The sequence below is a fragment of the Methylobacterium ajmalii genome (assembly GCF_036448855.1).
GTDB lineage: Bacteria > Pseudomonadota > Alphaproteobacteria > Rhizobiales > Beijerinckiaceae > Methylobacterium > Methylobacterium ajmalii.
In genome coordinates this window covers 1-22837 of record NZ_JAZFXT010000015.1, presented here as the reverse complement: position 1 = coordinate 22837, position 22837 = coordinate 1, and the positions used below count along the sequence as shown (strand labels likewise).

The window sequence follows — 22837 nt, the reverse complement described above, 5'->3', positions numbered from 1 at the left end:
CCGTGATTCCGCCGCGCCTTTGACCGGTTCGTTCGACGGCGCGAGGCCAGGCCGAATGGGCATCGATGCCGAGGCACGAGGGTATTAAAGCAGTGCATCCGGCAAGGAGACGGACCCGATGAACGAGGTGATGGATCCGAAGTCGGTCGGGCCGCGGATCCGCATGATGCGACCGAACCTGACGCCGCTCGAGGCGAAGGTCGTCGACAGCGTGTTCGGCCGGCGCGATTTCAGCGTCGAGACCGCCCTCAAGGACGTGGCCGAGACCGCCGGGGTCTCGGAGGCGATGGTGGTCAAGATCGCCAAGAAGCTGGGCTTCTCCGGCTACCGCGACTTCCGCCAGAACGTCGCCGACTACGTCCGCGTCTCGGACGCCGAGATGCACGACGAGCTCTCGCCCGACGATTCGGGCGCCGAGATCGTCAGCAAGGTCTTCCGGGCCTCGATCCAGGCGCTGGAGGAGACGCTCGCCATCGCCGACGTCGCCGCCTTCGAGCGCGCGGCCGACTTCATCGCCGACGCCCGCCGGCGCGACCTCTACGGTGTCGGCGGCTCGGCCCAGATCGCCCGCGACGTCGCCCACAAGTTCCTGCGCATCGGCATCCACGCCTCGGTCTACGACGACGCCCACATGATGGCGATGTCGGCCGCGCTGCTCGGCACCCGGGACGTGGCGATCGGCTTCTCGCATTCGGGGGCGACCCTGGTGACGCTGGAGGCGCTCCAGATCGCCCGGCGCCGGGGCGCGCGCACCATCGCGATCACCAACTACTCGCATTCGCCGCTCGCCGAGGCCGCCGACGTGGTGCTGTGCTCGACGGCCCGCGGCTCGCCGCTGCTGGGCGAGAACGCCGCGGCGCGCATCGCCCAGCTCAACATCCTCGACGCGATCTTCGTCCTGGTCGCGCAGCGCGACGTGAAATCGGCGGAGGCCGCCCTCGTCCGCACCAAGGAGGCGGTGCGCGACAAGCGCCGCGGGTGACGACCGGCCGCGAGGCCCTCGCCGTCGAGGCGTGCGTTCCGGTGCCTCGGCTCGCGAGAGGTCGCTCCCGAGCCGCGCGAATACTGATGCTCCGTACATGATCGGGGCGCCGCACCGGACGGTTCCCGTTCGTCCCGCGCATCGTCCAAAGTCTTCCGGCGTCGTTGCGATCGATCGAACAGAGCGTGAGACGGCGACCCGTGCTGCTGGAAACCGGATGGAAACATTCGGTCAAAAATTAGATTATTCGTAATCGATCAAGCAGAAATTCCGCAGTTCTGCGTCAGATTTGCGTTCTCACCGTGCGGAACTTCACGACCGATGCTGTGTTGCCGTGCCGCCTTGCTGCTGTCCGCTCGGGACCGTTGCGATGGGGCTGGCTTTTCGAGCAACGGACGAACTGATGTCACCGCAATTCTGGCTCTGGGTCGGCTTCGCCGGCATGAGCGTCGGCGCCGCCCTGATCCTGTTCATCGGCAAGCGGCGCACCCCGGCCGAGGAGGCCGATACCATCATCCACGGCCTGGTGCCGATCATCGCCGCCTGCTCGTACTTCGCGATGGCGACCGGCCAGGGCAGCATCCTTCTGCCGGCCGGGCCGGATGCCGGCACGGCCACGCGGGCGTTCTACTTCGCGCGCTACATCGACTGGTCGTTCACGACGCCGCTCCTGCTGCTCGGCCTCGCCAATACCGCGATGCATAGCGAGATGCGCCGCCGCGCGGTCGTCGGCGGGATGATCGGCTCCGACCTGATCATGATCGTCACCGCGCTGGTCTTCGGCCTCAGCCAAGTTGCGTGGCTGAAATGGACTTGGTTCGCCATCTCCTGCGGCGCCTTCCTGGCGGTGTATTACGGGATCTTCGTGCAGCTGCGCGAGGAGAACGCCCACGAGCGGGACGACACCCGGGCCGACTTCCTGCGCAACGCCGTGTTCCTGTCGGTGATCTGGCTCGCCTACCCGGTCGTGCTGCTGTTCGGCGACGACGGGCTCGGCCTGCTCGGGCCGGCGCTCGGCCTCGGCATCATCGCGGTGCTCGATCTCGTGGCCAAGGTCGTCTACGGCCTGATGGCCACCGTCCAGACCGCCAAGCGCGTCGAGCGCGACCTCGCCGAGGGCAAGGCTGCCCCAGTGCGTCCCCACCTCGCGGCGGCCGAGTAGGCGGACGCGATGCGCCGGCCCTCCCCGATCCCGGCGGTGGCCGGCGCCCCGGTGCCGCGGATGCCGCGGCCCACCGCCTGGCGGGGGGCGGCGTCCTGCCTGCTCCCCGCCGCCGCCCTCCTCCTCGCCGCGACCGCCCTGCTGCCGCAGGAGGCGGGCTGGCTCGCCGTGCTGGTCCTCGTCATCGGCCTCGGGGTACCGCACGGCGCCCTCGACGGCGAATTGGCCAAGCCCCTCCTGCGCCCGCGCTTCGGGCGGGCCTGGTTCCCGGTCTTCGCCGCGCCCTATCTCGCGCTCACCGCCGCGGTGCTGGTTGCCTGGCGGCTCGCCCCCGAGGCGACGCTCGCGGGCTTCCTCGCCCTCTCGGTCCTGCATTTCGGCCGCGAGGATGCCGGGCCGGGCCGCCCGGTCGAGGCCCTGGTGCGCGGCGGCCTGCCGATCGCGCTCCCGGCACTGGCCCGGCCCGAGGCCACCGCCCGCATCTTCGCGGTCGTGACCGACACCGCGATGTCGGTGCCGCCGGGCTGGTGGGGATTCTTCGCCCAGGCCTGGCTGTGCCTCGCGCTCGTCTGGCTCCTCGCGGCGCGGCCGGCGCCCCGGCTTCTCCTCGAGCTCGCCGGTCTCACCCTCGCCTTCCTGGTCCTGCCGCCGCTCAGCGCCTTCGGGCTCTACTTCGTCTGCCTGCATGCCCCGCGGCACATGCGGGCGCTCGCCGGCGACCCCGCCCGCGCCCCGGCCGTCGACCGGATGGGTCGGGCGGTCGTGCTGGCGCTGCCGGTCTTCGGGCTCACGCTCCTCGTCGGCCTCCTCCTCTGGCCGACCTACCCGCAGGCGCCCGGCCCCGAGCGGCTGCTCGCCCTGACCCTCCAGCTCCTCGCCGCCCTGACGCTGCCGCACCTCCTCCTGGATGCGTGGGTCGAGCGGTCGGTGACGCCGGGCGCGAGGTCCAACCCCGAGCCCGTCCCTTGAGGCGCCACCCTGCCCCGGCCTGGAATCCGCACCGGGCAGATTTCGCAAAAAGCGGCCGGCGGTCTTGCGGCAAAAGTCTGCGACACAACAAGGTTCAAAGCCGACGAAGCGTTGGCCTGCGAAGCCAAGTCTGCTTAGAAGCGGAGCCGTGACGGGAGAGGCGCGACGATGCGACGGGCGATGCGGTCCGCGGTGCTGGCTTTGTGCGTGGGCGGCGGGGTCGTGCCGGCGCAGGGCCAGGGGCCGGCGCGCGTGTCGTCCGAGGGCGGCCGCGTCGTCGTGCGGCTGACCCCCGAGGAGCGGGCCCGCATCGGGATCGCCACCGCCCGCCTCGCGCGGCAGCCGCACCGGATCGAGATCCCGGCCTATGGCAGCGTGCTCGATCCGGCCCGCGTCACCGACCTGACCAACAGCTACGCCGGGGCGGTCGCCGCCCTGCGCACCGCCAGGGCGCGGGCGGAGGTCTCGGCCGGGGCCCTGCGCCGGGCGCGCACCCTCGGCACCACGGTCGTGTCGGGCGCCCAGCGCGAGACGGTCGAGGGCACCGCCGCCACCGACGAGGCGGCGGTCGCGGCCGCCGAGTCGCAGGTGCGGACCATCGCCGCCACGGCGCAGCAGGAATGGGGGCCGGTGCTGGGCCGGGCCGTCGTCGAGCGGGCGCCCCTCGTCACCCGGCTGATCGAACGCGCCGACCTCCTGGTGCAGGTCACGCTACCCTCCGGCGAGGCGCCAAAGCCGCCCCCGGCCGACGCCTCCGCCGAGGTGCCGCCCCAGAGCGAGCGGGTGCCCCTGCGCCTCGTCTCGCCGGCGACCCGGGCCGACCAGCGCATCCAGGGCCTCGGCTACCTCTACCTCGCCGCCGGCGACAGCGGCCTTCTGCCCGGCATGAGCGTGCAGGCCTTCCTGACCTCGCCGCAGGAGGCGGTCGGGATCGCCGTGCCCGAGAGCGCGGTGGTCCACTGGCAGGGGCGCGCCTGGATCTACCGCCGCATCGGACCCGACGCCTTCGTCCGCCATCCCCTCAAGCCGGACGCGGCGGTCTCCGCCGACCGCTACGTGGTCGACGACCTCGACGGGGAGGCCGACATCGTCGTGACCGGGCCGCAGGTCGTGCTCACCGAGGAGCTGAAGGGCCAGGTCCAGGCCTCCGGCGATGCCGACGACGATTGATGCGCGGTCCGACGAACCCGACGGCGTCCGAATGACCCCGACCGAGCGACCATGACGGATCCGAACGCGGCCGCGCCGCCTCCGGCCGACGCTTGCCCGCCCCCGCCGGCCCCCGCCGGCCCGTCCGGCCTGCAGGCGGCCCTGGTGCGGTTCGCCGTGCGCCGGCCGGGGATCGTCGTCGCCCTGGCGCTGGCCCTCGTCGTCTACGGTCTGGCCGCCCTGACTTCAGCCAAGTACGACGTCTTCCCGGAATTCGCCCCGCCCAGCGTCACGGTGCAGACCGAGGCGCCCGGCCTCAACCCCGAGCAGGTCGAGGTGCTGGTCACCCAGGCCGTCGAGGGCGCCGTCAACGGCCTGCCCGGCCTCGCGAGCCTGCGGTCGAACGCGATCCAGGGCGTCTCGGTGGTGACCGCGACGTTCCGCGCCGGCACCGACATCCATCGGGCGCGCCAGCTCGTCGGCGAGCGGCTGGCGGGCGTCGCCGGGCGGCTGCCGCAGGGCGTGACCGCGCCGACGATGACGGCGCTCACCTCCTCGACGAGCGCGATCCTGCTCGCCGGGCTGACCTCGGACTCGCGCTCGCTCATGGACCTGCGAACCGTCGCCGACTGGCGGGTGCGCCTGCGCCTGCTCGCCGTGCCGGGGGTCGGCGAGGTGCTGGTCTATGGCGGCGACGTCCGCTCGATCCGCATCCAGGTCCGGCCGCGGGACCTCGTCCGCTTCCGCATCGGGCTCGCCGACGTGCTCGCCGCCGGCCGCAAGGCGACGGGCGTGCGCGGCGCCGGCTTCATCGACACGGTCAACCAGCGCATCACCCTGCAGACCGAAGGGCAGTCGGTGACGCCGGCGGCGGTCGCCCGCACGGTGCTGATCAACGAGGGCGGCGCCAGCGTGGTGCTGGGCGACGTCGCCGACGTGGTGAACGGCCCGGAGCCGGCGATCAGCGCCGCCCTGGTCGACGGCAAGCCGGGCGTCCTGATGATGATCGGTGCGCAATACGGCGCCAACACCGTCGAGGCCGCGGCCGGGGTCGAGGCGGCCCTCGCCGAGCTGCGGCCCGGGCTTGCCAAGGACGGCATCGTCCTGCGCGACGACCTCTTCCGCCCGGCCGAATTCGTCGCCCAGGCCACCGGCCACGTCCGCCAGGCCCTGGCGCTCGGCGGGATCCTCGTCGTCGCAGTCCTGGTGATCTTCCTGTTCGACTGGCGCACGGCGCTGATCAGCGCGACGGCGATCCCGCTCTCGCTCATCGGCGCGGTCCTGGTGCTCGGCGCCTTCGGCCTCAGCCTCAACACGATGACGCTGGGCGGGCTCGCCATCGCGATCGGCGAGGTGGTGGACGACGCGGTGATCGGCGTCGAGAACGCGATGCGCCGCCTGCGGGAGAACCGGCGCCTCGCCGCGCCCCGGCCGGAGGCCGGGGTGGTGCTCGACGCCATCCTGGAGGTCCGGGTCTCGGTCGCCTACGCGACCTTCGCGGTGCTGCTGGTGTTCCTGCCGGTGCTGGCGCTCACCGGCGTGCCCGGCCGCCTGTTCGGGCCCCTGGCGCTCGCCTACATCCTGGCGGTCCTGGCCTCCCTGGTGGTGGCGCTCACCGTCACCCCGGCCCTGGCGCGCCTGCTGCTCGCGGGGCGCAAAACCCCGCCGCACGGGACCCAGCCGCGCAAGACCCTGCCGGCGCGGGAGCCGCCGGTCGCCCGGGCGGTGCGCGGCGCCTATGTCCGGCTGCTGCGGGCCCTGGCGCGGCACCCGGCCCTCGTCGCCGCGGCGGGGCTCCTCGCGGTCCTCGCCAGCGCCGTGCCGGTGCCGTCCTTCGGCGGCGCCTTCCTGCCCGACCTCAAGGAGGGGCACTTCATCCTGCACATGGCGACCGCCCCGGGTACCTCCCTGCAGGAGACGCTGCGGCTCGGCGGCCACGTCACGGCGGGCTTGAAGGCGATCCCCGAGGTGCGGGCCGTCGCCCAGCAGGTCGGCCGGGCGGAAGCCGGCTACGACCTCGGCGGGACGCACGAGAGCGAGATCCACATCGACCTCGCGCCGGATCTCGACGGGCAGGCCCAGGAGCGGGCCGAGGCCGCGATCCGCGCGCTGATGGCGGCAACGCCCGGCGCGACCTTCTCGCTCAAGACCTTCCTCACCGAGCGCATCGAGGAGGTGGTGTCGGGCTTCACCGCCCCGGTGGTGGTGAGCGTCTACGGGACCGACCTCGACCGGATCGAGGCGGCGGCCCGGGACGTGGCCCGGGAGCTCGCGGAGGTCCGGGGTGCCGTCGGCATCCAGCTCCGCTCGCCGGCCGGCCTGCCGCAGATCAACCTCTCCCTGCGCCCCGCCGACCTGCGCCACTGGGGCCTCGACGCGATCGAGGTGCTGGAGCTCGCCCGCACCGCCTTCCAGGGCGACACGGTCGGCCAGTCCTACGAGGGCAACGCGGTGTTCAACGTCGTGGTCGTCCTCGATCCGGCCGCCCGCTCGCGGCTGTCGAGCCTCGGCGACCTGCCGCTTCGCACCCCCGGGGGTAGCATCATCCGCCTGTCGCAGGTCGCCGACGTCTACGAGACGGTCGGGCGCTACGCCGTCGCCCATCACGGCGCCCGGCGGGTGCGGGTGGTGACCGCGAACGTCGAGGGCCGGGACGTCGCCTCGTTCACCGAGGCCGTGAAGCGCAAGATCGCCCGCGAGGTGAAGCTGCCGCCGGGCGTCTATGTCGGCGTCGGGGGAGCGGCGGAGGCGCAGGCACAGGCCCGCCGCGACCTCGCGCTCTATGCCGGGCTGTCCGGGATCGGGATCCTGCTGCTGCTCGCGGTCGTCACCGGGTCGCCCGCCAACCTCGCGCTGATCCTCGTCAACCTGCCCTTCGCCTTCGTCGGCGGGGTGCTGGCGGTGGCCGCGACCGGCGGCCTCGTCTCCCTCGGGGTCGTCGTCGGCTTCGTGACGCTGTTCGGCATCTCGCTGCGCAACACGATCATGATGGTCGCGCATTACGAGCACCTCGTCCTCGTCGAGGGCCGGCCCTGGGGCGCCGCCACGGCGATCGAGGGTGCCGCCGACCGCCTGGTACCGATCCTGATGACCTCCCTGGTCACCGGCCTCGGCCTCCTGCCGCTCGCGCTCGGCGCCGGCGAGCCCGGTCGCGAGATCGAGGGTCCGATGGCGATCGTGATCCTCGGCGGTCTCGCCAGCTCGACGCTCCTGAACCTCACGGTCCTGCCGGTTCTGGCGCAGCGCTTCGCGCGGTTCCACCGGCCGGACGGTTGCGAGGACCGGCGCGCCTGAGCGACGCCCGCCTCCTCTCCCGGCGCGGGACCGCGTCCGGATTCAGGCGGCGCGCACCCGGCCGTACCGGATGATCGCATGGTCCGGGATCGACGGGGCGCCGGGCTTGGTGGCACCCCTGTCCCCGGCCGGACCCTCGTCCTTGGATGAAGTCTTGACCCTGGACGAGGTTGTTGCGGCGACAGCAGGCGCGTCCTGCGGCAGGACCGCGCCCGCCTCGAGCAGCGTGTCGATCTCCTCCTTCGGCATCGGCTTGCCGAACAGGTAGCCCTGGCCGAAGTCGCAGCCCTGGCCGGAGAGCCAGTCGACGCTGGCATCCGTCTCGATGCCCTCGGCCGTCGTCACGAGGCCCAGGCTGCGCCCGAGGCTGATGATGGCGTCCACCAGCTTGGCGCGCTCCTCGCTCAGGGTGATGGTGTCGACGTAGGAGCGGTCGATCTTGAGCTTGTCGAACTTCAGCTCGCGCAGGTGGTAGAGGCTCGAATAGCCGGTGCCGAAATCGTCCAGCGCGATGCGCACGCCGAGGTTCTGCAGCGACGTCAGGGTGGTGCGCGCCGCCTCGAGATCCTGCACCAGGGCGCTCTCGGTGATCTCGACCTCCAGGCGCCGGGGCGAGAAACCGGTCTCGGCCAGGATGCCGAGGAGGCGCTGCGCGAGGCCGCGATCCTGGAACTGCTGGGGCGCGATGTTGATCGCCAGCTGCAGGTGCGAGGGCCAGGATACCGCGTCCCGGCACGCCTGCTGCAGCAGCCGGTAGCTGAGGTCGGCGATCATGCCGGTCTCCTCGGCGATCCCGATGAACTGGTCCGGGCCGAGCAGGCCGCGGGTCGGGTGGCGCCAACGCGCCAGCACCTCGAAGCCGACGCAGTCGCGCCCCGGCAGCGCGACGACCGGCTGGTAGAACGGCTCGATCTCGCCGCGCTCGACGGCCTCGCGCAGCTCCGCCTCGAGCGCCGCCCGCTCGCGCAGCTCGGTGTCCATGGCGTCCTCGAACACCCGGAAGGTACCGCGGCCCTCGCGCTTGCCCTGGTACATCGCTAGGTCGGCCGCGTGCAGGAGCGCGTCCGCATCGTGTTCGGCGGTGACGAGGGCGATGCCGATGGTCGCGCCGATCTTGACCTCGCCGTCGTTCCAGCCGATCGGCGCGGTGAGGCTCGCGATCGCCTGCTGGGCCAGCCGCTTGATGGTCTCGAGGCTGCCCGTGAACGGCACCAGCAGGGCGAACTCGTCGCCGCCCAGGCGCGCGGCCATGCCGCCGGCCGGCAGCAGCTCCTGGAGGCGGTCGGCCACCGTGCACAGGACCGCGTTGCCGGCGGCGTGGCCGTAGAGGTCGTTGACGGGCTTGAAGCGGTCGAGGTCGATCAGGAACACCGCGGCGCGCTCGCCCTCGCCCATCCGCTCCCGCGCCCGCTCCACCGCCTCGACGAAGTGGCGCCGGTTGGTCAGGCCCGTCAGGGCGTCGTGGCGCGCGATCGCCTCGGCCTGCCTGGCCGCAGCGTCGCGCTCCAGCATCGTGCGGCGCAGCGTCAGCGACTTGCGGATGATCGCCCCGAACAGCGCGATGCCCATGCAACCGGCCAGCATGACGAGGTCGAGCAGGCCGTGCCGCAGCGAGAAAGCGATCACGACCTCGAAGATGCCCAGGACGCTGCCGATGAGGTAGCAGCCGGCGCCGATGATCAGCAGGCAGAGGGTTTCATATAACTCGCCCTTACCCCAGGACTTGCTCCGGCTGCGAGACCGGCTCCGGGATCCGACCCAAGACTTGCTTACCGCCCTCGCCATTTATCGCCCCGGCTCGACGCCCAATCGGTCTGTCGTACCATCTCGGGCTGACCGTGCCGTTAACCGGCACGCTTCGGATTCGAGGATCGGGCGATCCGGCGCGGCGGCGCGCCGGGTCCCGGGGTCAGTCGCGCCGCTCGGAGGCGCCGTCGCTCGGCAGGACGAAGACCTGTCCCGGATAGATGAGGTCGGGATCGCGGATCTGGTCCTGGTTCGCGTCGTAGATCACCGTGTAGCGGTCGCCCTCGCCGTAGGCGCGCCGGCTGATCCTCCACAGGCTGTCGCCCCGCGCGATGCGGGCCGTGGCGACCTCGGGGACGTGGACGGTCGCAGCCGTCCCGTCGCCTCCGCGGCCGCGCGTGCTCGACGTCTCGAGCGGATCGACGACGGCCGGCCGGCCGGACCGGGCCTCGGCCGTCCCCTGCCCCGGCGCGGTCGGCGCCGTGCCGGGATGTGCGGCGTACCCGGGTGCCGCGGTATTCGGGGCGGCATACTCGACCCCGTCGTCATCCGCCGGATCGGGCGCCGTGAACGGAACCTCGGCGCGGGCCCGGACCGCCCCGGTCGCAGGGTCCATCCGGTCGAGCCGGACCGTGTAGGTACCCGGCTTCACGCCCCGCCCGATGGTGAAGGTCACGGTGCCGTCGGGCGCCACGGTGGCCGGGGCGATCAGCGTGTCGTTCAGGTACAGCCGGATCGCCGCGCCGGCGGGCGCCCGCGCGGTGACGAACAGCCGTCCGCCCGGATGGGAATCGATGCTGAGGATCGTCGGCGGTGCCACCGCGCCCGCACCCGCTTCCGGCTCGTCCGCCCGGGCCTGAGAGGCACTCGACGGTGTCTCGCCGGCCGGACGACCCGCCTCGCCCTCGCGCGGCGCCTGCCGTCCCGGCTCGGCGGCCGTGCCCGACCGGGCCTCCTGCGCGCGATCCGGCTGCGACAGCACCCGGGTCGGGGCGTCGGGGGACGTGAGGGCGACGAGCGGCCGGGCATCCTTTGCGGGCGCGATCACCACGGCGACCCGGACCGGGGAGCGCTGCTCGCGGCCGTCGGCGTCGACCGCCCGCAGCGTGACCTCGCTGCCGCCGCTCGGAAGCGCCCGGGGCGTGACGGCGAAGCGGCCCGCGGCATCGGCTCGGGCGCTCGCCACGGGCCGGCCGTCGACGAGTAGCTCGACGGTGGCGTTCGGCGCCGCCCGGCCGGCGATCACGGCGTCGCCGTTCGGCTCGACGCGCACCACGTCGAAGCTCGGTGCGGGCGGGGTCGCGGTAACGCGTCCCTGCGCGTCGGCTCCCGCCCCGGGCGTCGGCACCGCGTCGCGCGGCGCAGGACCTGCGGGCATGTCCGCTTGCGGTGCCGGCGCGGCTCCGCCGCCGGGCCGGGCGGGCGACAGCGCGGCGAGCGGCCGTCCCCGGCCCTCCTGGGTGACCGACCTCGGCCGCGGGCGCGCGTCGGGGTCGAGGAGGACGATCCAGGCCGCGCCCGAGGCGAGCAGCAAGCCCGCGAGCCCCGCGACGGCCATGCGCCGACGGCCCGCCGTCCGGGCGACCGGTACCGGGACGGCGACGAGGTCGCGTCCCCGGTCCGGCGCCGCGATCCTGGCCTTCGGGCGCCCTCCGAAGAGCGCCCGGATCACGCCGAGGCCCATGAGGGCGCCGAGCAGCGCGGTGACGAGGATGCGGTGCAGGCGAGCGATCATGGACGCGGTCTCTCCTGGGACTTGTCTCTTCCCGGGTGCTCTCCCGGCGTCGCGGAGGTCCGCTCGGCTCCGGTGCGCGGCCGCGTCCCGGAGGGACCGCCGCGCACCGGACGACGCCGGGCTCAGCCGAGGCGGCGGCCGTCGGTCGCGTAGCGATCGATCGCGAAAGGCAGGTCGCGCGACAGGCGCGCCAGGATCTCCGACCGGCTCAGGCCGGTCTGGTGGATCAGGTGGTCGAGGGTCGTCGGGCCGATCGCGCGCTCGAGATCCGCCTCGGCGATGGCCTGGTTGGCGCCCTGGTCGACCCAGGACCGCGCGGTCGCGCCGTGGCCGCTATGCGTGAAGTGCTCGACGAGTTCGCTCAGGCCGCTCGCCAGGAGGCCGCCGACCCCGGCCGACCCCACCCCGCCGAGGACGCGCTCCAGGCCTGACGGCAACGTCGCGCCGGGGACGGGCCGGGCCTCCGGCACCGGGGGCACGCTCGACCGGTGGAGGTCCCGGTCGGGACCGCCCAGCCACTCGGCGATCTTGTCCCGGTTCTGGTAGCCGGCGACCGCCAGGAGGCCCAGCAGGGCGGTCATCGACGGATATCCCTTGCTCATGTCCCTCTTCCTTCCGGCGACGCGAGCCGCCCTTCGGCCCCGTCGCCGGTACGGCGACGGTGGGTCACAAACAGATCGCGCGCTAACCTGTTCCGAGGAAAAATACTCCCTACCCAGTATAACCACATCATTGACGCAGGGATTTCCACCGCCAGCGATGCGACCGGCCGTTGCGTTCGCGCAGCCCCGGCCCCACTGGCATTGGCGCGCCCGTCGCGGCTGCACGAAGTTTGGGCGGAGAACCGCGTCCGATCCGGCGCCGCCGCGCCCTGGCGGGTCGACCGAACGATCCCGGGAGGCGCTCCGGACGCCACTGGATGCCGCGTTTTTTCGCATCCCGCCGGATGACCCGCGATTGACATCAGGATCGGCTGCCGTCCTTATGTCTAATCATATTAACCCGTCGGCCTCGCCCTTCGCGCCGACCGGTCCTGTGGGAGGCCCGCGTGAACAAGCGTCTCTTCGTGCAGATCACTCTCGGTCTCGGTCTGGTGATGGCCGTCCCGGCGATGGCCCAGGCCCAGGACGCGCAAGCCAAGGACGCGCTGGCGCGCGTCAAGGCCGAGGGCGTCCTCAAGGTCGGCACCGAGACGGCCTTCGCGCCCTTCGACTTCATCGACGCGACCGGCGAGCATGCCGGCTTCAACGTCGACGCCTTCGCGGAGGTCGGCAAGGAGCTCGGCGTCAAGATCAAGTGGGTGGAGCTGCCCTGGGACGGCGTGCTGCCGGCCCTCGAGGCGGGCCAGTTCAACATGGTGGCGGGGCCCGCCACCATCACCAAGGCGCGCCTGGAGCGTTACCGCTTCCTGTCCCCGGTCGCCGAGGCGACCGTCGCCATCCTGAAGGGCGCGAAGGACGACTCGATCCAGAAGCCCGAGGACATCGCCGGCAAGACCGTCGGCGCCGGCAAGGCGACGGCCCAGCTCGCCCAGCTCAAGACCTACGCGGCGACCCTGCCGAAGCCGGTCGAGATGCGCGAATATCCGGGCTTCAACGAGGCCTATGCGGACCTCGCGGCGCGGCGCATCGCGGCGGTGGCGAACTCGCTGCCGAACATCGCCTACGTCGCCTCGAAGCAGCCCGGCACCTTCGCGGTCGTCAAGCCGCCCTTCGGCCAGAAGAGCTATTTCGGTTATATCGGCACCAAGAAGCCCGACGATCAGGCCCTGCTCGATGCCGTGCAGACCGCGCTCGTCAAGATCAAGTCAGACGGCCGCATGAAGAAGCTGCAGGAGAAGTGGTTCGGCACCGCGTTCGACACGCCGGACGTCGCGCCCGAGCCGAGCTTCTGACGCGGCGGCCGGTCTCGAGCGCCCGATGTCCCCCCGGCTGTTCGAACTGATGCTCAAGGCGGCCGGCTACACGGTCGCCATCAGCGTCGCGGCGATCGCGATCGGCCTCCTGATCGGCCTCCTGGTCTGCGCCGCCAAGCTCTCGCCGCGGCCGTGGCTGCGCTGGCCGGCGACCCTGTTCGTGAGCTTCTTCCGGGGCGTTCCGCTCCTCGTCCAGCTGCTCCTGATCTACAATCTCCTGCCGGTCCTCGGGCTCGCGGTGCCGAGCGTGGTGGCGGCGCTGATCGGGCTGTCGCTCTGCACCGCCGCCTACCAGGCGGAGAACCTGCGCGGCGGCTTCACCAGCGTGCCGCGCGGCCTGCTGGAGGCCGCCGACATGGCCGGCCTGTCGCCCTGGCAGCAGTTCCGCCGCATCCGCGCGCCGATCGCGCTGCGGCTCACCGTCCCGGCGCTCGTCAACGAGGCGATCCTGATCCTGAAGGCGTCCTCGCTGATCTCGGTGGTCGGCGTCGTCGAGCTGACGCGCACGGCCCAGAACCTCGCCGCCTCGACCTACGAGCCGCTCCTGTTCTACTCGGCCGCGGGCGGCCTCTACCTGGCGATCAACTGGCTGGTGGCGGCCGGCGGCAGCCTGACGGAGCGCGCGCAGCGCCGGGGGCGTCTCGCATGAGCTTCGACGTCTCGGTCGTCCTCGCGGCGCTGCCCGCCATCCTGTCGGGGCTCAAGGTCACGCTCGGCATCTGGCTCGCCGCGGCGGCGATGGGCGTCGTCCTCGGCTTCGTCGTCGCCGCGCTGCGGCATTTCGGGCCCGCGCCCCTCGGCCTCGCCCTGCGGCTCGTGGTCGAGGTGCTGCGCGGCACCCCGTTCCTCGTGCAGATCTTCCTGCTCTATTTCGGCGGGCCGTATGTCGGGCTCAGCCTCGATCCGGTGCCGGCCGGGCTCCTCGGCCTGACCGTCTACGCCGCCGCCTACTTCTCCGAGATCTTCCGGGCGGGCTTTGCCGCCGTGCCGCGGGGCCATGTCGAGGCCGCGCACTGCGTGGGCCTCACCCGGGCCCAGATCGTCCGGCGCATCCTCGTCCCCGAGATGACCATGCTGGTCCTGCCGCAATGCGTGAACATGGCGGTGATCCTGGTCAAGGAGACGGCCGTCCTGTCGGTGATCGCGGTGCCGGAGGCGACCGGGGTCATCAGCGCCATCGGCTCGCAGCAATACGCCTTCCTGGAGGCGCTGTTCCTGCTCGCAGTCATCTACTGGGGGCTGGTCGAGGCCTGCGGCTGGGCCGGCCGGATGATCGAGCGCCGGCTCTCGAAGTTCAGGTTCGCATGACGCTTCCCCCTTCCGCCATCGCCATCCGCGGCCTGTGCAAGAGCTACGGCAAGGCCGAGGTCCTGCACGACATCGACCTCGAGATCGCCCGGGGGGCGACCACCTGCCTGATCGGCCCGTCGGGCTCGGGCAAGTCGACCCTCCTGCGCTGCATCGCCTTCCTGGAGGAGGCGACGCGCGGCACGATCCTCATCGACGGGCAGCCCCTCGGCTTCGAGGAGCGGCCCGACGGCAAGCGGGTGCGCCTGCCCCCGCACCGGATCCGCGCGGTGCGCGCCGGCATCGGCATGGTGTTCCAGCAGTTCAACCTGTGGCCGCACATGACGGCGCTCGGCAACGTCACCGAGGCGCTCGTCACCGTGAAGGGCCTGTCCCGGGCCGAGGCCGATGCGCGCGGCATGGCGCAGCTGCGCCGCGTCGGCCTCGAGGCGCGGGCCCGGCACTATCCGTCCGAGCTGTCCGGCGGCCAGCAGCAGCGCGTCGCGATCGCCCGCGCCCTGGCCCTCGAGCCCGCGATCCTGCTATTCGACGAGCCGACCGCCTCGCTCGATCCCGAGCTGACCGGCGAGGTGCTGAACGTCATGCGCGACCTCGGGGCCGAGGGCATGACGATGGTGGTCGTGACCCACGAGATCGGCTTTGCGGCGACCGTCGGCCAGCGCATCGCCTTCCTGGACCACGGGCGCGTCCTGCTGAACGGCACCCCGGGCGAGCTGTTCGCCGCGCCCCGCCACCCGCGCCTGACGCAGTTCCTCGAGACCTATCTCGATCGCGGGGCGGCGATGCTGCTGCAGCCCGCGTGAGCGCGCCGGGCCGGACGACCCGCCCCGCAGCCTCCCCGCCCTCCGTGCTCCCGGAAGGCTCGACCCGCCTCCCCGAAGGCTCGACCCGCCACGACCACATCGTCGAGGACATCCGCGCGCTGATCGTCGACGGGCGCTGGCCGCCGGGATCCCAGCTCCCGGTCGAGACCGAGCTCGCCGAGCGCTACGGCGTGTCGCGCATGACGATGAACAAGGCGCTCGGCCAGCTCGCCCGCGAGGGCTTCCTCGTCCGGCGCAAGAAGAGCGGCACGCAGGTCGCCCAGCCGCGCGCCGAATCGGCCGTGGTGGCGATCGCCGACATCCGCGACGAGGTCCGCAGCTCGGGCCGCGCCTACCGCTTCCAGCTGCTCGCCCGCCGGATGCGGCCGGGCAAGGAGGAGGACGCGCTGCTCCTCGGGGGTCCGCCCGGGGGTGCCGAGGTCCTGTGGCTGCAGGGCCTGCACCTGGCCGACGGCCGCCCGTTCTGCCTCGAGACCCGGCTGATCAACCCGGCGGTCGCCGAGGGCGCCAAGGGCCAGGACTTCACCGCGCTCGCCCCGGGGGCCTGGCTGCTCGAGGCGGTGCCCTGGAGCGTGGCGAGCCACCGCGTCCGCGCGGTGAACGCGGCCGCGGCCGAGGCCAAGCTCCTGGAGCTCGCGGTCGGCGAGGCGTGCCTGGAGATCGTCAGGCGCACCCAGGTCGCGAGCGCCTGGGTGACCGGCGTCCGGCTCCTCTATCCCGGCAGCGAGCATCAGCTCGTGGCGAATTTCGGCCCGGATGCCGGCGAGGCGTCCACCCGGGGGTGACGCCTCGCGGTCCGACGCCGGACGACGGCGTCCGGGCTTCCGTCACGCGTCCGCGGCCGCGAACCGGCCGTAGCCGCCGTCGCGATACAGCAGGGGATCGCCCGGGCAGGCGCCGACCGCGCCGGCGATCCGGGCGATCAGGACCGCGTGCGTGCCGTAATCGTGGCAGACGTCGATCGCGCAGAACAGGGTCGCGTCGGCCTCCTCCAGCCAGGGCAGTCCCTCGATCGCCTCGCTGTCGGCGCGCAGCGCCCGCCAGGTGCCGTGGTCGAAGCGCGCGGCCGACGGCGCCTGGGCGATGGCGGCGGCGAGGTCCCGGTGGGCCGCCGCCATGATGCCGAGGGAGAAGGCGCCGCGCGCCCGCAGGGCCGCGTGCGACGACGCCGTCCGGTTGACGCAGACGAGGAGCGAGGGCGGATCCATCGAGACCGAGGTGACGGCGGTCGCCAGCATGGCGTGGCGCGCCGCCTCGTGCTCGGTCGCGACCAGCGCCACGGTCGCGCCGATCCCGCGCCACAGCTGCCGGAAGGTCTCGGCATCGCCCGGCAGGAGCGCGGGACCGGCCCGCTCGCCGCCCGTCGCCTCGCCGGGATGCGCGGCCCGTGGAGCACCCGGCATCCGGGTTGCCGTCGCCAGGGTCATGCCCGGTCCCTCCCGCGGGCGAGCGCGTGACGGTTCGGCGGGGTCGAGAGACCGAGATTCTCCCGCAGCGTCGTCCCCTCGTATTCCTCGCGGAAGAGGCCGCGGCGGCGCAGCTCGGGCACGACGAGGCGGGTGAAGTCCTCCAGGCTCGACGGCAGGGTCGGGCACATCAGGATGAAGCCGTCCGCGGCCTTCGTCTCGAACCATTCCTGCATGAAGTCGGCGACCTCGGCCGGCGTGCCGGTGAGCCCGTTGCCGGTATGGCGGCGGGCGTAATGCGTGATCAGCTCGCGCATCGTGTGGCCTTGCGTGACGAACTCCTTCAGCTCCTCGAACATCGCCTTCGACCCCTTGGCCGTGGCGGGCATCCGGTCCATCGGGAACGGCTTGTCGAGGTCGGCGCCGTGGAGGTCGGTCTCCAGGAATTCCTGCAGCATCAGCAGGCCGACATCGGGGTGCATCATCGCGACCAGCGCCTCGGCCTTCGCCTCCGCCTCCTCGCGCGTCTCGCCGACGTTGATGACGATGCCGGGCAGGATCTTGAGGTCGTTCGGGTCGCGGCCGTACCGGGCCATCCGTCCCTTCACGTTGGCGTAGAAGGCCCGGTTCTTCTCGATGTTCGAGGCCAGCGAGAACACCATCTCGGCGGTGCGGGCGGCCAGCTCCATGCCCTGCTCGGAGCCGCCGGCCTGCGCGATCACCGGCCGGCCCTGCGGCGTGCGGGCGATGTTGAGCGGGCCGCGCACCTGGAAGTGCTTGCCCTTGTGGTTGAGCGTGTGGAGCTTGTCCTTGTCGTAGTAGACGCCGCTCTCCCGGTCGAGGAGCAGGGCGTCGTCCTCGAAGCTGTCCCAGAGCCCGAACACCGTGTCGAGGAATTCCTCGCCGCGCTCGTAGCGCTCGGCATGCGGCGGCAGTCCCTCGCGGTTGTAGTTGTAGCCGGTCTCGTCGTGGTCCGAGGTCACGACGTTCCAGGCGATGCGGCCGCGGGAGATGTGGTCGGCCGAGGCGAACAGCCGGGCGACGTTGTAGGGCTCGTAGTAGCTCGTCGAGGCCGTCGCCACGAACCCGATCCGGTCGGTGTGCTGCGACAGGGCCGTGATGGCGGTGATCGGCTCGAAGCGGTTCATCTTCGTCGGGTTGCGGGCGAGCGCGCTCGCTTCCCCGATCGCGCTCGCCGGGCTGTCGGCGAAGAACATGAAATCGAGCTTCGCGGCCTCCGAGACCTTCGCGCAGTGGGTCAGGTGGCCGAGGTCGTTGGCGCCGCGCACGTCGCTGCCCGGGTGCAGCCATGCCGCCGGGTGGAAGCCGAACGTGTAGACGAAGGTGCCCAGCTTGAGCTTGTCCGGTCGGGTCATTCACGGCTCTCCTGAAGGGACGGCGCGGCCTCGGTGCCGGCCAGTATGCCCGGGTCCGGGCTTGCGGGGAGTGCAGGGATTCTGCTTCATGATTTAGAAAATCTGCTCGGGGCCGGCCGCGCGCCGGGTCCCGGGCGATATGGCGGAGGTGTCATGCCGGAGGTCTCGTGTCCCCCCTCCCTCCGCTGAAGGCGCTCCAGGCCTTCGACGCCCTCGGGCGGACCGGCAGCGTCGCGCTCGCCGCGGCGGATCTCGGGGTGACGCCGGGGGCGATCAGCCAGCAGCTGCGCAAGCTTGAGGAGGCGGTGGAGGCGCGGCTCGTCGAGCATGACGGCCGGGGCCTGCGCCTGACGCCGCTCGGGACGACGTACCACGCGCAGATCCGCCAGGGCTTCGCGGCCTTCGCCGATGCCGCCGCCACCCTCCGGGAGGCGAGCGCGGACGTCATCGTGCTGTCCTGCCTGACGACCGTGCTCGGCAAGTGGATCGGCCGCCGGATGCGCGACTGGACCGCACTGGAGGCTACCGCCCGGGTCTCGCTCGTCGGCAGCGACGCGGAGCCGGACCTGGCGCAGGGCGGGGTCGACATGCGGATCTATTACGGCGGCCGCCGCCATCCGCCGCACCATGCCGAGCTCTTCGTCGACCACATCGTGCCGGTCTGCGCGCCGGCCCTGATCGAGGGCCGGCACCTCTCCGGCCCGGACTACATCCTGCGCTTTCCCCTTTTGCACATCGCCTGGGATCCGCGGTTCGGCGCCAATCCCGGCTGGGCCGAATGGGGCCGGCTGATCGGCGCCCGGCCTCCGGCCGCCAACCTGACCTACGGCCTGTCGGGCAGCGCCATCGACGCGGCTTTGGCCGGCCAGGGCTTCGTGCTCGGGCAGATCGCCTTCATCGGGCCGGAGCTCGAGACGGGCAAGCTGGTCGTCCCCTTCGACCTGCGCCTGCCCCTGCCCGAGCCCTACTACCTAGCCTGGAACCCCGATTCCCTGAGGAAGACCGGGGCGCGGGCCTTCCACCGCTGGCTCCTCGGCGAGGGCCGGGCCCAGGGCCTCGTCTCAGCGCCTCCGTCACGAGGGTGAGAGGGGATCGATCTCCACCGCGAAGAGGTCGACCGGGTCGTCGCCCCCGGCGACCGTGGCACCGCCCTCGCCCAGCAGCGCGTCGCCGCGTCGGAGTGGCACCTCCCGGCCGTCGACCGCGACGAGCGAGGGACCGGCGGCGACGAGGACGATCCAGCGCCCGCGCAGGACGGCGGACGGGTGGGCTCCCCGGAGCCGCGCCACCCGTTGCCGGCAGGCCCGCCGCCGGGTCATGACGTTGAGGTCGGTGACCGGCCCGCCGACGAGGCGGGCGAAGGCCGGGACGTCGCCCGGGAAGGCGAGCGGCGCGGTGGCCGGCATGAGGCGATGCGCGCCCTGCCCCTCCACCGACAGATCCAGGCCGGCGCCGTCGAGGACGGCCAGCGTCCGGTCGATGCCGGGAAAGCACGAGAACGGACCGTCGGCCGCGACGGTCGCCATCGAGACGCGCCAGTCGAACCCATCGAGCCCGGGAACGGCGGGATGGACGGCGACCTCGACGGTCTCGCCGCCGCCGTTCTTCCACGGCATGCGCGCGTGATCTTCGGCCCTCAGGAGGCGCATGGGGCATGATCCTTATGGGCGAGATCGCTCCCGCGGCCCGGGCTGACCCGTCGCCGGCCGTCACGGCTCCAGGTTCGCGGAGCCGGCCGACCCGGGCAAGCCGGCCCCGCCCGGGCATCCACAGCAGGTATCCGTCGCGCTGCACCGGGCCGAGACCCGAAACCTGACGGTTCGGCAACGCCGTCTTCAGCCCCGGTTCAACGGGTGGGCGCGACAGTGGCGACATGCCGGCGGTCATCACCGCCCGAGCGTTGCCACACTCGAGTCGCCCGCCATGACCGCGCGCTCCCTGATCCTCGGTGCCTTCGCGCTCCTCGCCCTCGCGGGCCCGGTTGCGGCGGCCGATCTCGACGATTACCCGCCGCCGCGCTTCGAGGGCCGGAGCGAGTGGCGCCCGACCCCTCCGCCCCCTCCCGAGCCGCCCCGCTTCGAGAGCCGAGGCGAGTGGCGCCCGGCGCCTCCTCCTCCCCCGCCGCGCTTCGCGCAGGGCCCGGGACCCTGCCGGGTCTTCGTCAAGCGCCGCATCGACGCCGACGGCGACGAGGTGGTGCGCCGGGTGCGGGTCTGCGACGAGGCGCCGGAATACCGCGACCGCCCGCGCTGGGACGGCCCGCCCCCCTGGCGCCGCCACCGGCACTGGGAGGACGAGGGCGGGGACGGGCGCTGGTAGGCGCCTCAGCCGACGATCGGGATCTCCTCCCCGATCGTTACCTCGCTGCGATCGACCCGGCAGATGAAGGCATGCGCCCCCACCCCGGCGGCCCGCGCGCGCTGGAACGCGGCGGCAAAGCCCGGGTCGAGGTCGCCGGCGACCGCGAACCGCTCGGCCCGCATCTGCACCACCCAGATCACCATCGCCCGCCCGCCGAGCCGCACCACCTCGGCGAGCTCGTCCATGTGGCGGGCGCTGCGGGCGGCGACGCAGTCGGGAAATTCGGCGAGGCCGGGCTCCCGCATCAGGTGGCAGTTCTTGACCTCTACGTGGATCGGGCCGTTGGCGTCGCCGGCCAGGAAATCGACCCGGCTCGCCCGGCCGTAGGCCACCTCCGCCCGCCAGGAAGTCGCGCCTGCGAGCGGGGACAGGCGCCCCTCGTGAAAGGCCTCGGCCACCAGGGCGTTGGGGCGGGCGGTGTTGATGCCGACCCATTGCGGCCCGCCGGGGAGGTCGGCCTCGACCAGCTCCCACGACCAGGCGAGCTTGCGGGCCGGGTTGGTCGAGGCCGAGAGCAGCACCGGCCGGCCGGGCGCGACGAGACCGAGCATCGCGCCCGGATTGGCGCAATGCGCGGTGACGAGGCTGCCATCGGGCAGTTCGACATCGGCGAGGAAGCGCTTGTAGCGGCGCACCAGCCGCCCCTCGGTCAGCGGGCCGGGGAAGCGCATGGCACGGGATACGGGACGGGACACGGGGTGGACATGCCCGGCGCTTAACCGGCACGGGTCCGGGTGTCACGCTTGAGCCTCGGGGGAGGCCGCGATAAGGCGGGCATCGACCCCATCGCCCCCGGTCGCGGGGCGGCCACGAGGACATCCGATGTCTGACGCCAGCCCCGCCCCGGTCACCGCCGCCATCCTGGTGATCGGCGACGAGATCCTGTCCGGACGCACCAAGGACAAGAACATCGGCTACATCGCCGAGTACCTGACCAATTCCGGCATCGACCTGCGCGAGGTGCGGGTGGTGCCGGACGTCGCCGAGGAGATCGTGGCGGCGGTGAACGCGCTGCGGACCCGCTACACCTACCTGTTCACCACCGGCGGGATCGGCCCGACCCACGACGACATCACGGCCGATTGCGTGGCGCAGGCCGTCGGCGTCGGCATCGACGTCGACCCGCGGGCGCGGGCGATGCTGCTCGAGCGGATCAAGCCCGAGGACCTGAACGAGGCCCGCCTGCGCATGGCCCGGATCCCCTTCGGGGCCGAGCTGATCGAGAACCCGATCTCGAAGGCGCCGGGCTTCATGATCGAGAACGTGATCGTGATGGCGGGCGTGCCCTCGATCATGCAGTCGATGATGGATTCGGTCGCCCCGCGGCTGAAGACCGGCGCGCGGGTGACCGCCGAGACGATCGAGGCCGGCAACCTGCCGGAGGGCGGCTACGCCGAGGGCCTGGCGGTCATCGCCAAGGCGCATCCGGGCGTCTCGATCGGCTCATACCCGTCGATGACCCCGGCGGGCTTTCGCAACCAGATCGTGGTGCGCGGCCGCGAGCCCGAGGCGCTCGCCGCCGCGCGCACCGAGATCGAGGCGCTGCTGGCGCGCCTCCAAGCAGAGCGGACCTGAGAGACAATGGCTGCCCCGAGCGACAAGGCGTTTCCCGTTTCCTGGGACCAGTTCCACCGCGACGCCCGGGCCCTGGCCTGGCGCCTCGCCGGCGCCGGCCCGTTCGAGGCCATCGTGTGCATCACCCGCGGCGGGCTGGTGCCGGCCGCGATCGTGGCGCGCGAGCTCGGCATCCGGCTCATCGAGACCGTGTGCGTGGCGAGCTACCACGACTACCAGGAGCAGGGCTCGCTCCAGGTGCTCAAGGACGTGGCGCCGAGCATCCGCGCCATCGGCGACGGACGCGGCCGCGGCGTGCTGGTCCTCGACGACCTGACCGATACCGGCAAGACCGCCCAGGTGGTCCGCGCCATGCTGCCGGACGCCCACTTCGCCACGGTCTACGCCAAGCCCGCCGGCCGGCCCCTGATCGACACCTTCGTCACCGAGGTGAGCCAGGACACCTGGATCTACTTCCCGTGGGACATGGGGCTGTCCTACCAGGCGCCGATCCAGCCGGGAACCTCCGGTTAAGCTCACCGGCCGGTGAACGCGAATGCTCGCTTTCACCGGATCAGTTGAGCGGGGTCTTGGTCCTGTCGCCGCGCCGATCTTCCCGGCGGCCGATTCGATAAAATTGCGCAGATCCATTTCAGCGCGGGCCAGCAGGTCGGGCGGCACTCTCCTTCCTAACGAAGGGGATGGCTCAGATGACCACGGGTTTCGGGCGCAACGTGAAGCGGGTTCTGGTCGGCGCGGCCCTCGTCGCGGCGGCCTCGTGCGGGGCCGCTTCGGCCCAGACCCTGGCCGCCCTGCCGATGCCGAGCGTCGGCGCGCCCGAGCTCGGCCATGCCCGGCCGATCGTCGGCTGGATCGAGTTCTGCTCGCGCTACGCCTCGGAATGCGCCGTCGACGCGAGCGAGCCGGCCCAGGTCACGCTGACCCCGCGGCTGTGGCAGACGGTCACGACGATCAACCGCCAGGTCAACACCAGCTTGCGCGCCGTCACCGACCAGGAGCACTGGGGCGTGCCGGACCGCTGGGACCTCGCCGAGG

General features: G+C 72.5%; 22 protein-coding genes. 15 read left to right on the top strand and 7 right to left on the bottom strand.

The window, feature by feature from the left end; genetic code table 11:
* Positions 1–118: 118 nt before the first annotated feature.
* The 5 genes from V3T34_RS06300 to V3T34_RS06280 all read left to right on the top strand — a co-directional run bounded on the left by V3T34_RS06300 (position 119) and on the right by V3T34_RS06280 (position 7556).
* A complete protein-coding gene (locus V3T34_RS06300; protein WP_060850067.1) occupies positions 119–982 on the top strand; it encodes a MurR/RpiR family transcriptional regulator in 864 nt (287 codons plus the stop codon).
* A gap of 403 nt (positions 983–1385) precedes the next feature.
* Entirely contained in the window at positions 1386–2144 is a 759-nt protein-coding gene (locus V3T34_RS06295) for a bacteriorhodopsin (protein ID WP_305079314.1), read from the top strand.
* Between the two features lie 9 nt (positions 2145–2153).
* A complete protein-coding gene (locus V3T34_RS06290) occupies positions 2154–3113 on the top strand; it encodes a Brp/Blh family beta-carotene 15,15'-dioxygenase (RefSeq protein WP_305079315.1) in 960 nt (319 codons plus the stop codon).
* Between the two features lie 168 nt (positions 3114–3281).
* The gene (locus V3T34_RS06285; protein ID WP_305079316.1) at positions 3282–4283 is read left to right on the top strand and encodes an efflux RND transporter periplasmic adaptor subunit; all 1002 of its coding nucleotides are present in this window, start codon (positions 3282–3284) and stop codon (positions 4281–4283) included.
* Positions 4284–4334: 51 nt separating this feature from the next.
* Complete coding sequence (locus tag V3T34_RS06280; RefSeq protein WP_305079317.1) at positions 4335–7556, top strand: efflux RND transporter permease subunit; 3222 nt, start codon at positions 4335–4337, stop codon at positions 7554–7556.
* A 42-nt stretch (positions 7557–7598) separates the two neighbouring features.
* Here the strand turns inward: V3T34_RS06280 and V3T34_RS06275 are convergent, their stop codons facing one another.
* The 3 genes from V3T34_RS06275 to V3T34_RS06265 form a co-directional block, all read right to left on the bottom strand.
* Positions 7599–9341 (bottom strand): putative bifunctional diguanylate cyclase/phosphodiesterase, encoded by a 1743-nt coding sequence (locus V3T34_RS06275; RefSeq protein ID WP_305079318.1) that lies wholly within the window; start codon positions 9339–9341, stop codon positions 7599–7601.
* 124 nt (positions 9342–9465) lie between these two features.
* Positions 9466–11037 (bottom strand): LysM peptidoglycan-binding domain-containing protein, encoded by a 1572-nt coding sequence (locus tag V3T34_RS06270; protein ID WP_305079319.1) that lies wholly within the window; start codon positions 11035–11037, stop codon positions 9466–9468.
* A gap of 122 nt (positions 11038–11159) precedes the next feature.
* Entirely contained in the window at positions 11160–11639 is a 480-nt protein-coding gene (locus V3T34_RS06265; protein ID WP_305079320.1) for a YidB family protein, read from the bottom strand.
* 494 nt (positions 11640–12133) lie between these two features.
* Between V3T34_RS06265 and V3T34_RS06260 the strand changes: the two genes are divergently transcribed.
* From V3T34_RS06260 to V3T34_RS06240, 5 genes are read left to right on the top strand one after another with little or no spacing between them, the layout of a single operon-like run.
* Entirely contained in the window at positions 12134–12931 is a 798-nt protein-coding gene (locus V3T34_RS06260) for a transporter substrate-binding domain-containing protein (RefSeq protein WP_060850855.1), read from the top strand.
* A gap of 25 nt (positions 12932–12956) precedes the next feature.
* The gene (locus tag V3T34_RS06255; protein WP_305079321.1) at positions 12957–13601 is read left to right on the top strand and encodes an amino acid ABC transporter permease; all 645 of its coding nucleotides are present in this window, start codon (positions 12957–12959) and stop codon (positions 13599–13601) included.
* The gene (locus V3T34_RS06250) at positions 13598–14260 is read left to right on the top strand and encodes an amino acid ABC transporter permease (protein WP_060850062.1); all 663 of its coding nucleotides are present in this window, start codon (positions 13598–13600) and stop codon (positions 14258–14260) included. Before V3T34_RS06255 ends, V3T34_RS06250 begins: the two co-directional genes overlap by 4 nt.
* Complete coding sequence (locus V3T34_RS06245; protein ID WP_060850061.1) at positions 14257–15063, top strand: amino acid ABC transporter ATP-binding protein; 807 nt, start codon at positions 14257–14259, stop codon at positions 15061–15063. Before V3T34_RS06250 ends, V3T34_RS06245 begins: the two co-directional genes overlap by 4 nt.
* Positions 15060–15869, top strand: a complete 810-nt coding sequence (locus V3T34_RS06240) for a UTRA domain-containing protein (protein ID WP_091887677.1) — start codon at positions 15060–15062, stop codon at positions 15867–15869. Before V3T34_RS06245 ends, V3T34_RS06240 begins: the two co-directional genes overlap by 4 nt.
* 42 nt (positions 15870–15911) lie before the next feature.
* Here V3T34_RS06240 and V3T34_RS06235 read toward each other — a convergent pair whose 3' ends face one another.
* A complete protein-coding gene (locus V3T34_RS06235) occupies positions 15912–16511 on the bottom strand; it encodes a flavin reductase family protein (RefSeq protein ID WP_091887679.1) in 600 nt (199 codons plus the stop codon).
* Positions 16508–17866 carry an LLM class flavin-dependent oxidoreductase gene (locus tag V3T34_RS06230; RefSeq protein ID WP_060850058.1) on the bottom strand — a complete coding sequence of 453 codons (1359 nt, stop codon included), beginning with the start codon at positions 17864–17866 and terminating at the stop codon, positions 16508–16510. The genes V3T34_RS06235 and V3T34_RS06230 overlap by 4 nt, the downstream gene beginning before the upstream one ends.
* Before the next feature lie 167 nt (positions 17867–18033).
* Here V3T34_RS06230 and V3T34_RS06225 point away from each other — a divergent pair, with 167 nt between their 5' ends.
* Positions 18034–18951: a LysR family transcriptional regulator gene (locus tag V3T34_RS06225; protein WP_305079322.1), complete on the top strand. Its 918-nt coding sequence runs from the start codon at positions 18034–18036 to the stop codon at positions 18949–18951.
* On the opposite strand, the gene V3T34_RS06220 is transcribed toward V3T34_RS06225, so the two are convergent.
* Positions 18940–19515, bottom strand: a complete 576-nt coding sequence (locus V3T34_RS06220; RefSeq protein WP_305079323.1) for a HutD/Ves family protein — start codon at positions 19513–19515, stop codon at positions 18940–18942. The two genes, V3T34_RS06225 and V3T34_RS06220, sit on opposite strands and share 12 nt — an antisense overlap.
* A 274-nt stretch (positions 19516–19789) precedes the next feature.
* On the opposite strand from V3T34_RS06220, the gene V3T34_RS06215 reads away from it, so the two are divergent.
* Entirely contained in the window at positions 19790–20185 is a 396-nt protein-coding gene (locus tag V3T34_RS06215; protein ID WP_305079324.1) for a hypothetical protein, read from the top strand.
* A 5-nt stretch (positions 20186–20190) separates the two neighbouring features.
* Here the strand turns inward: V3T34_RS06215 and sfsA are convergent, their stop codons facing one another.
* Positions 20191–20898, bottom strand: a complete 708-nt coding sequence (sfsA, locus tag V3T34_RS06210) for a DNA/RNA nuclease SfsA (RefSeq protein WP_305079325.1) — start codon at positions 20896–20898, stop codon at positions 20191–20193.
* Between the two features lie 151 nt (positions 20899–21049).
* On the opposite strand from sfsA, the gene V3T34_RS06205 reads away from it, so the two are divergent.
* From V3T34_RS06205 to V3T34_RS06195, 3 genes are all read left to right on the top strand, one after another.
* Positions 21050–21802 carry a competence/damage-inducible protein A gene (locus V3T34_RS06205; RefSeq protein WP_305079326.1) on the top strand — a complete coding sequence of 251 codons (753 nt, stop codon included), beginning with the start codon at positions 21050–21052 and terminating at the stop codon, positions 21800–21802.
* 6 nt (positions 21803–21808) lie between these two features.
* A complete protein-coding gene (gene gpt / locus V3T34_RS06200; protein WP_091749473.1) occupies positions 21809–22315 on the top strand; it encodes a xanthine phosphoribosyltransferase in 507 nt (168 codons plus the stop codon).
* Between the two features lie 176 nt (positions 22316–22491).
* Positions 22492–22837: transglutaminase-like cysteine peptidase (locus tag V3T34_RS06195; RefSeq protein WP_305079327.1), on the top strand; the 346-nt coding region annotated here is incomplete at its 3' end.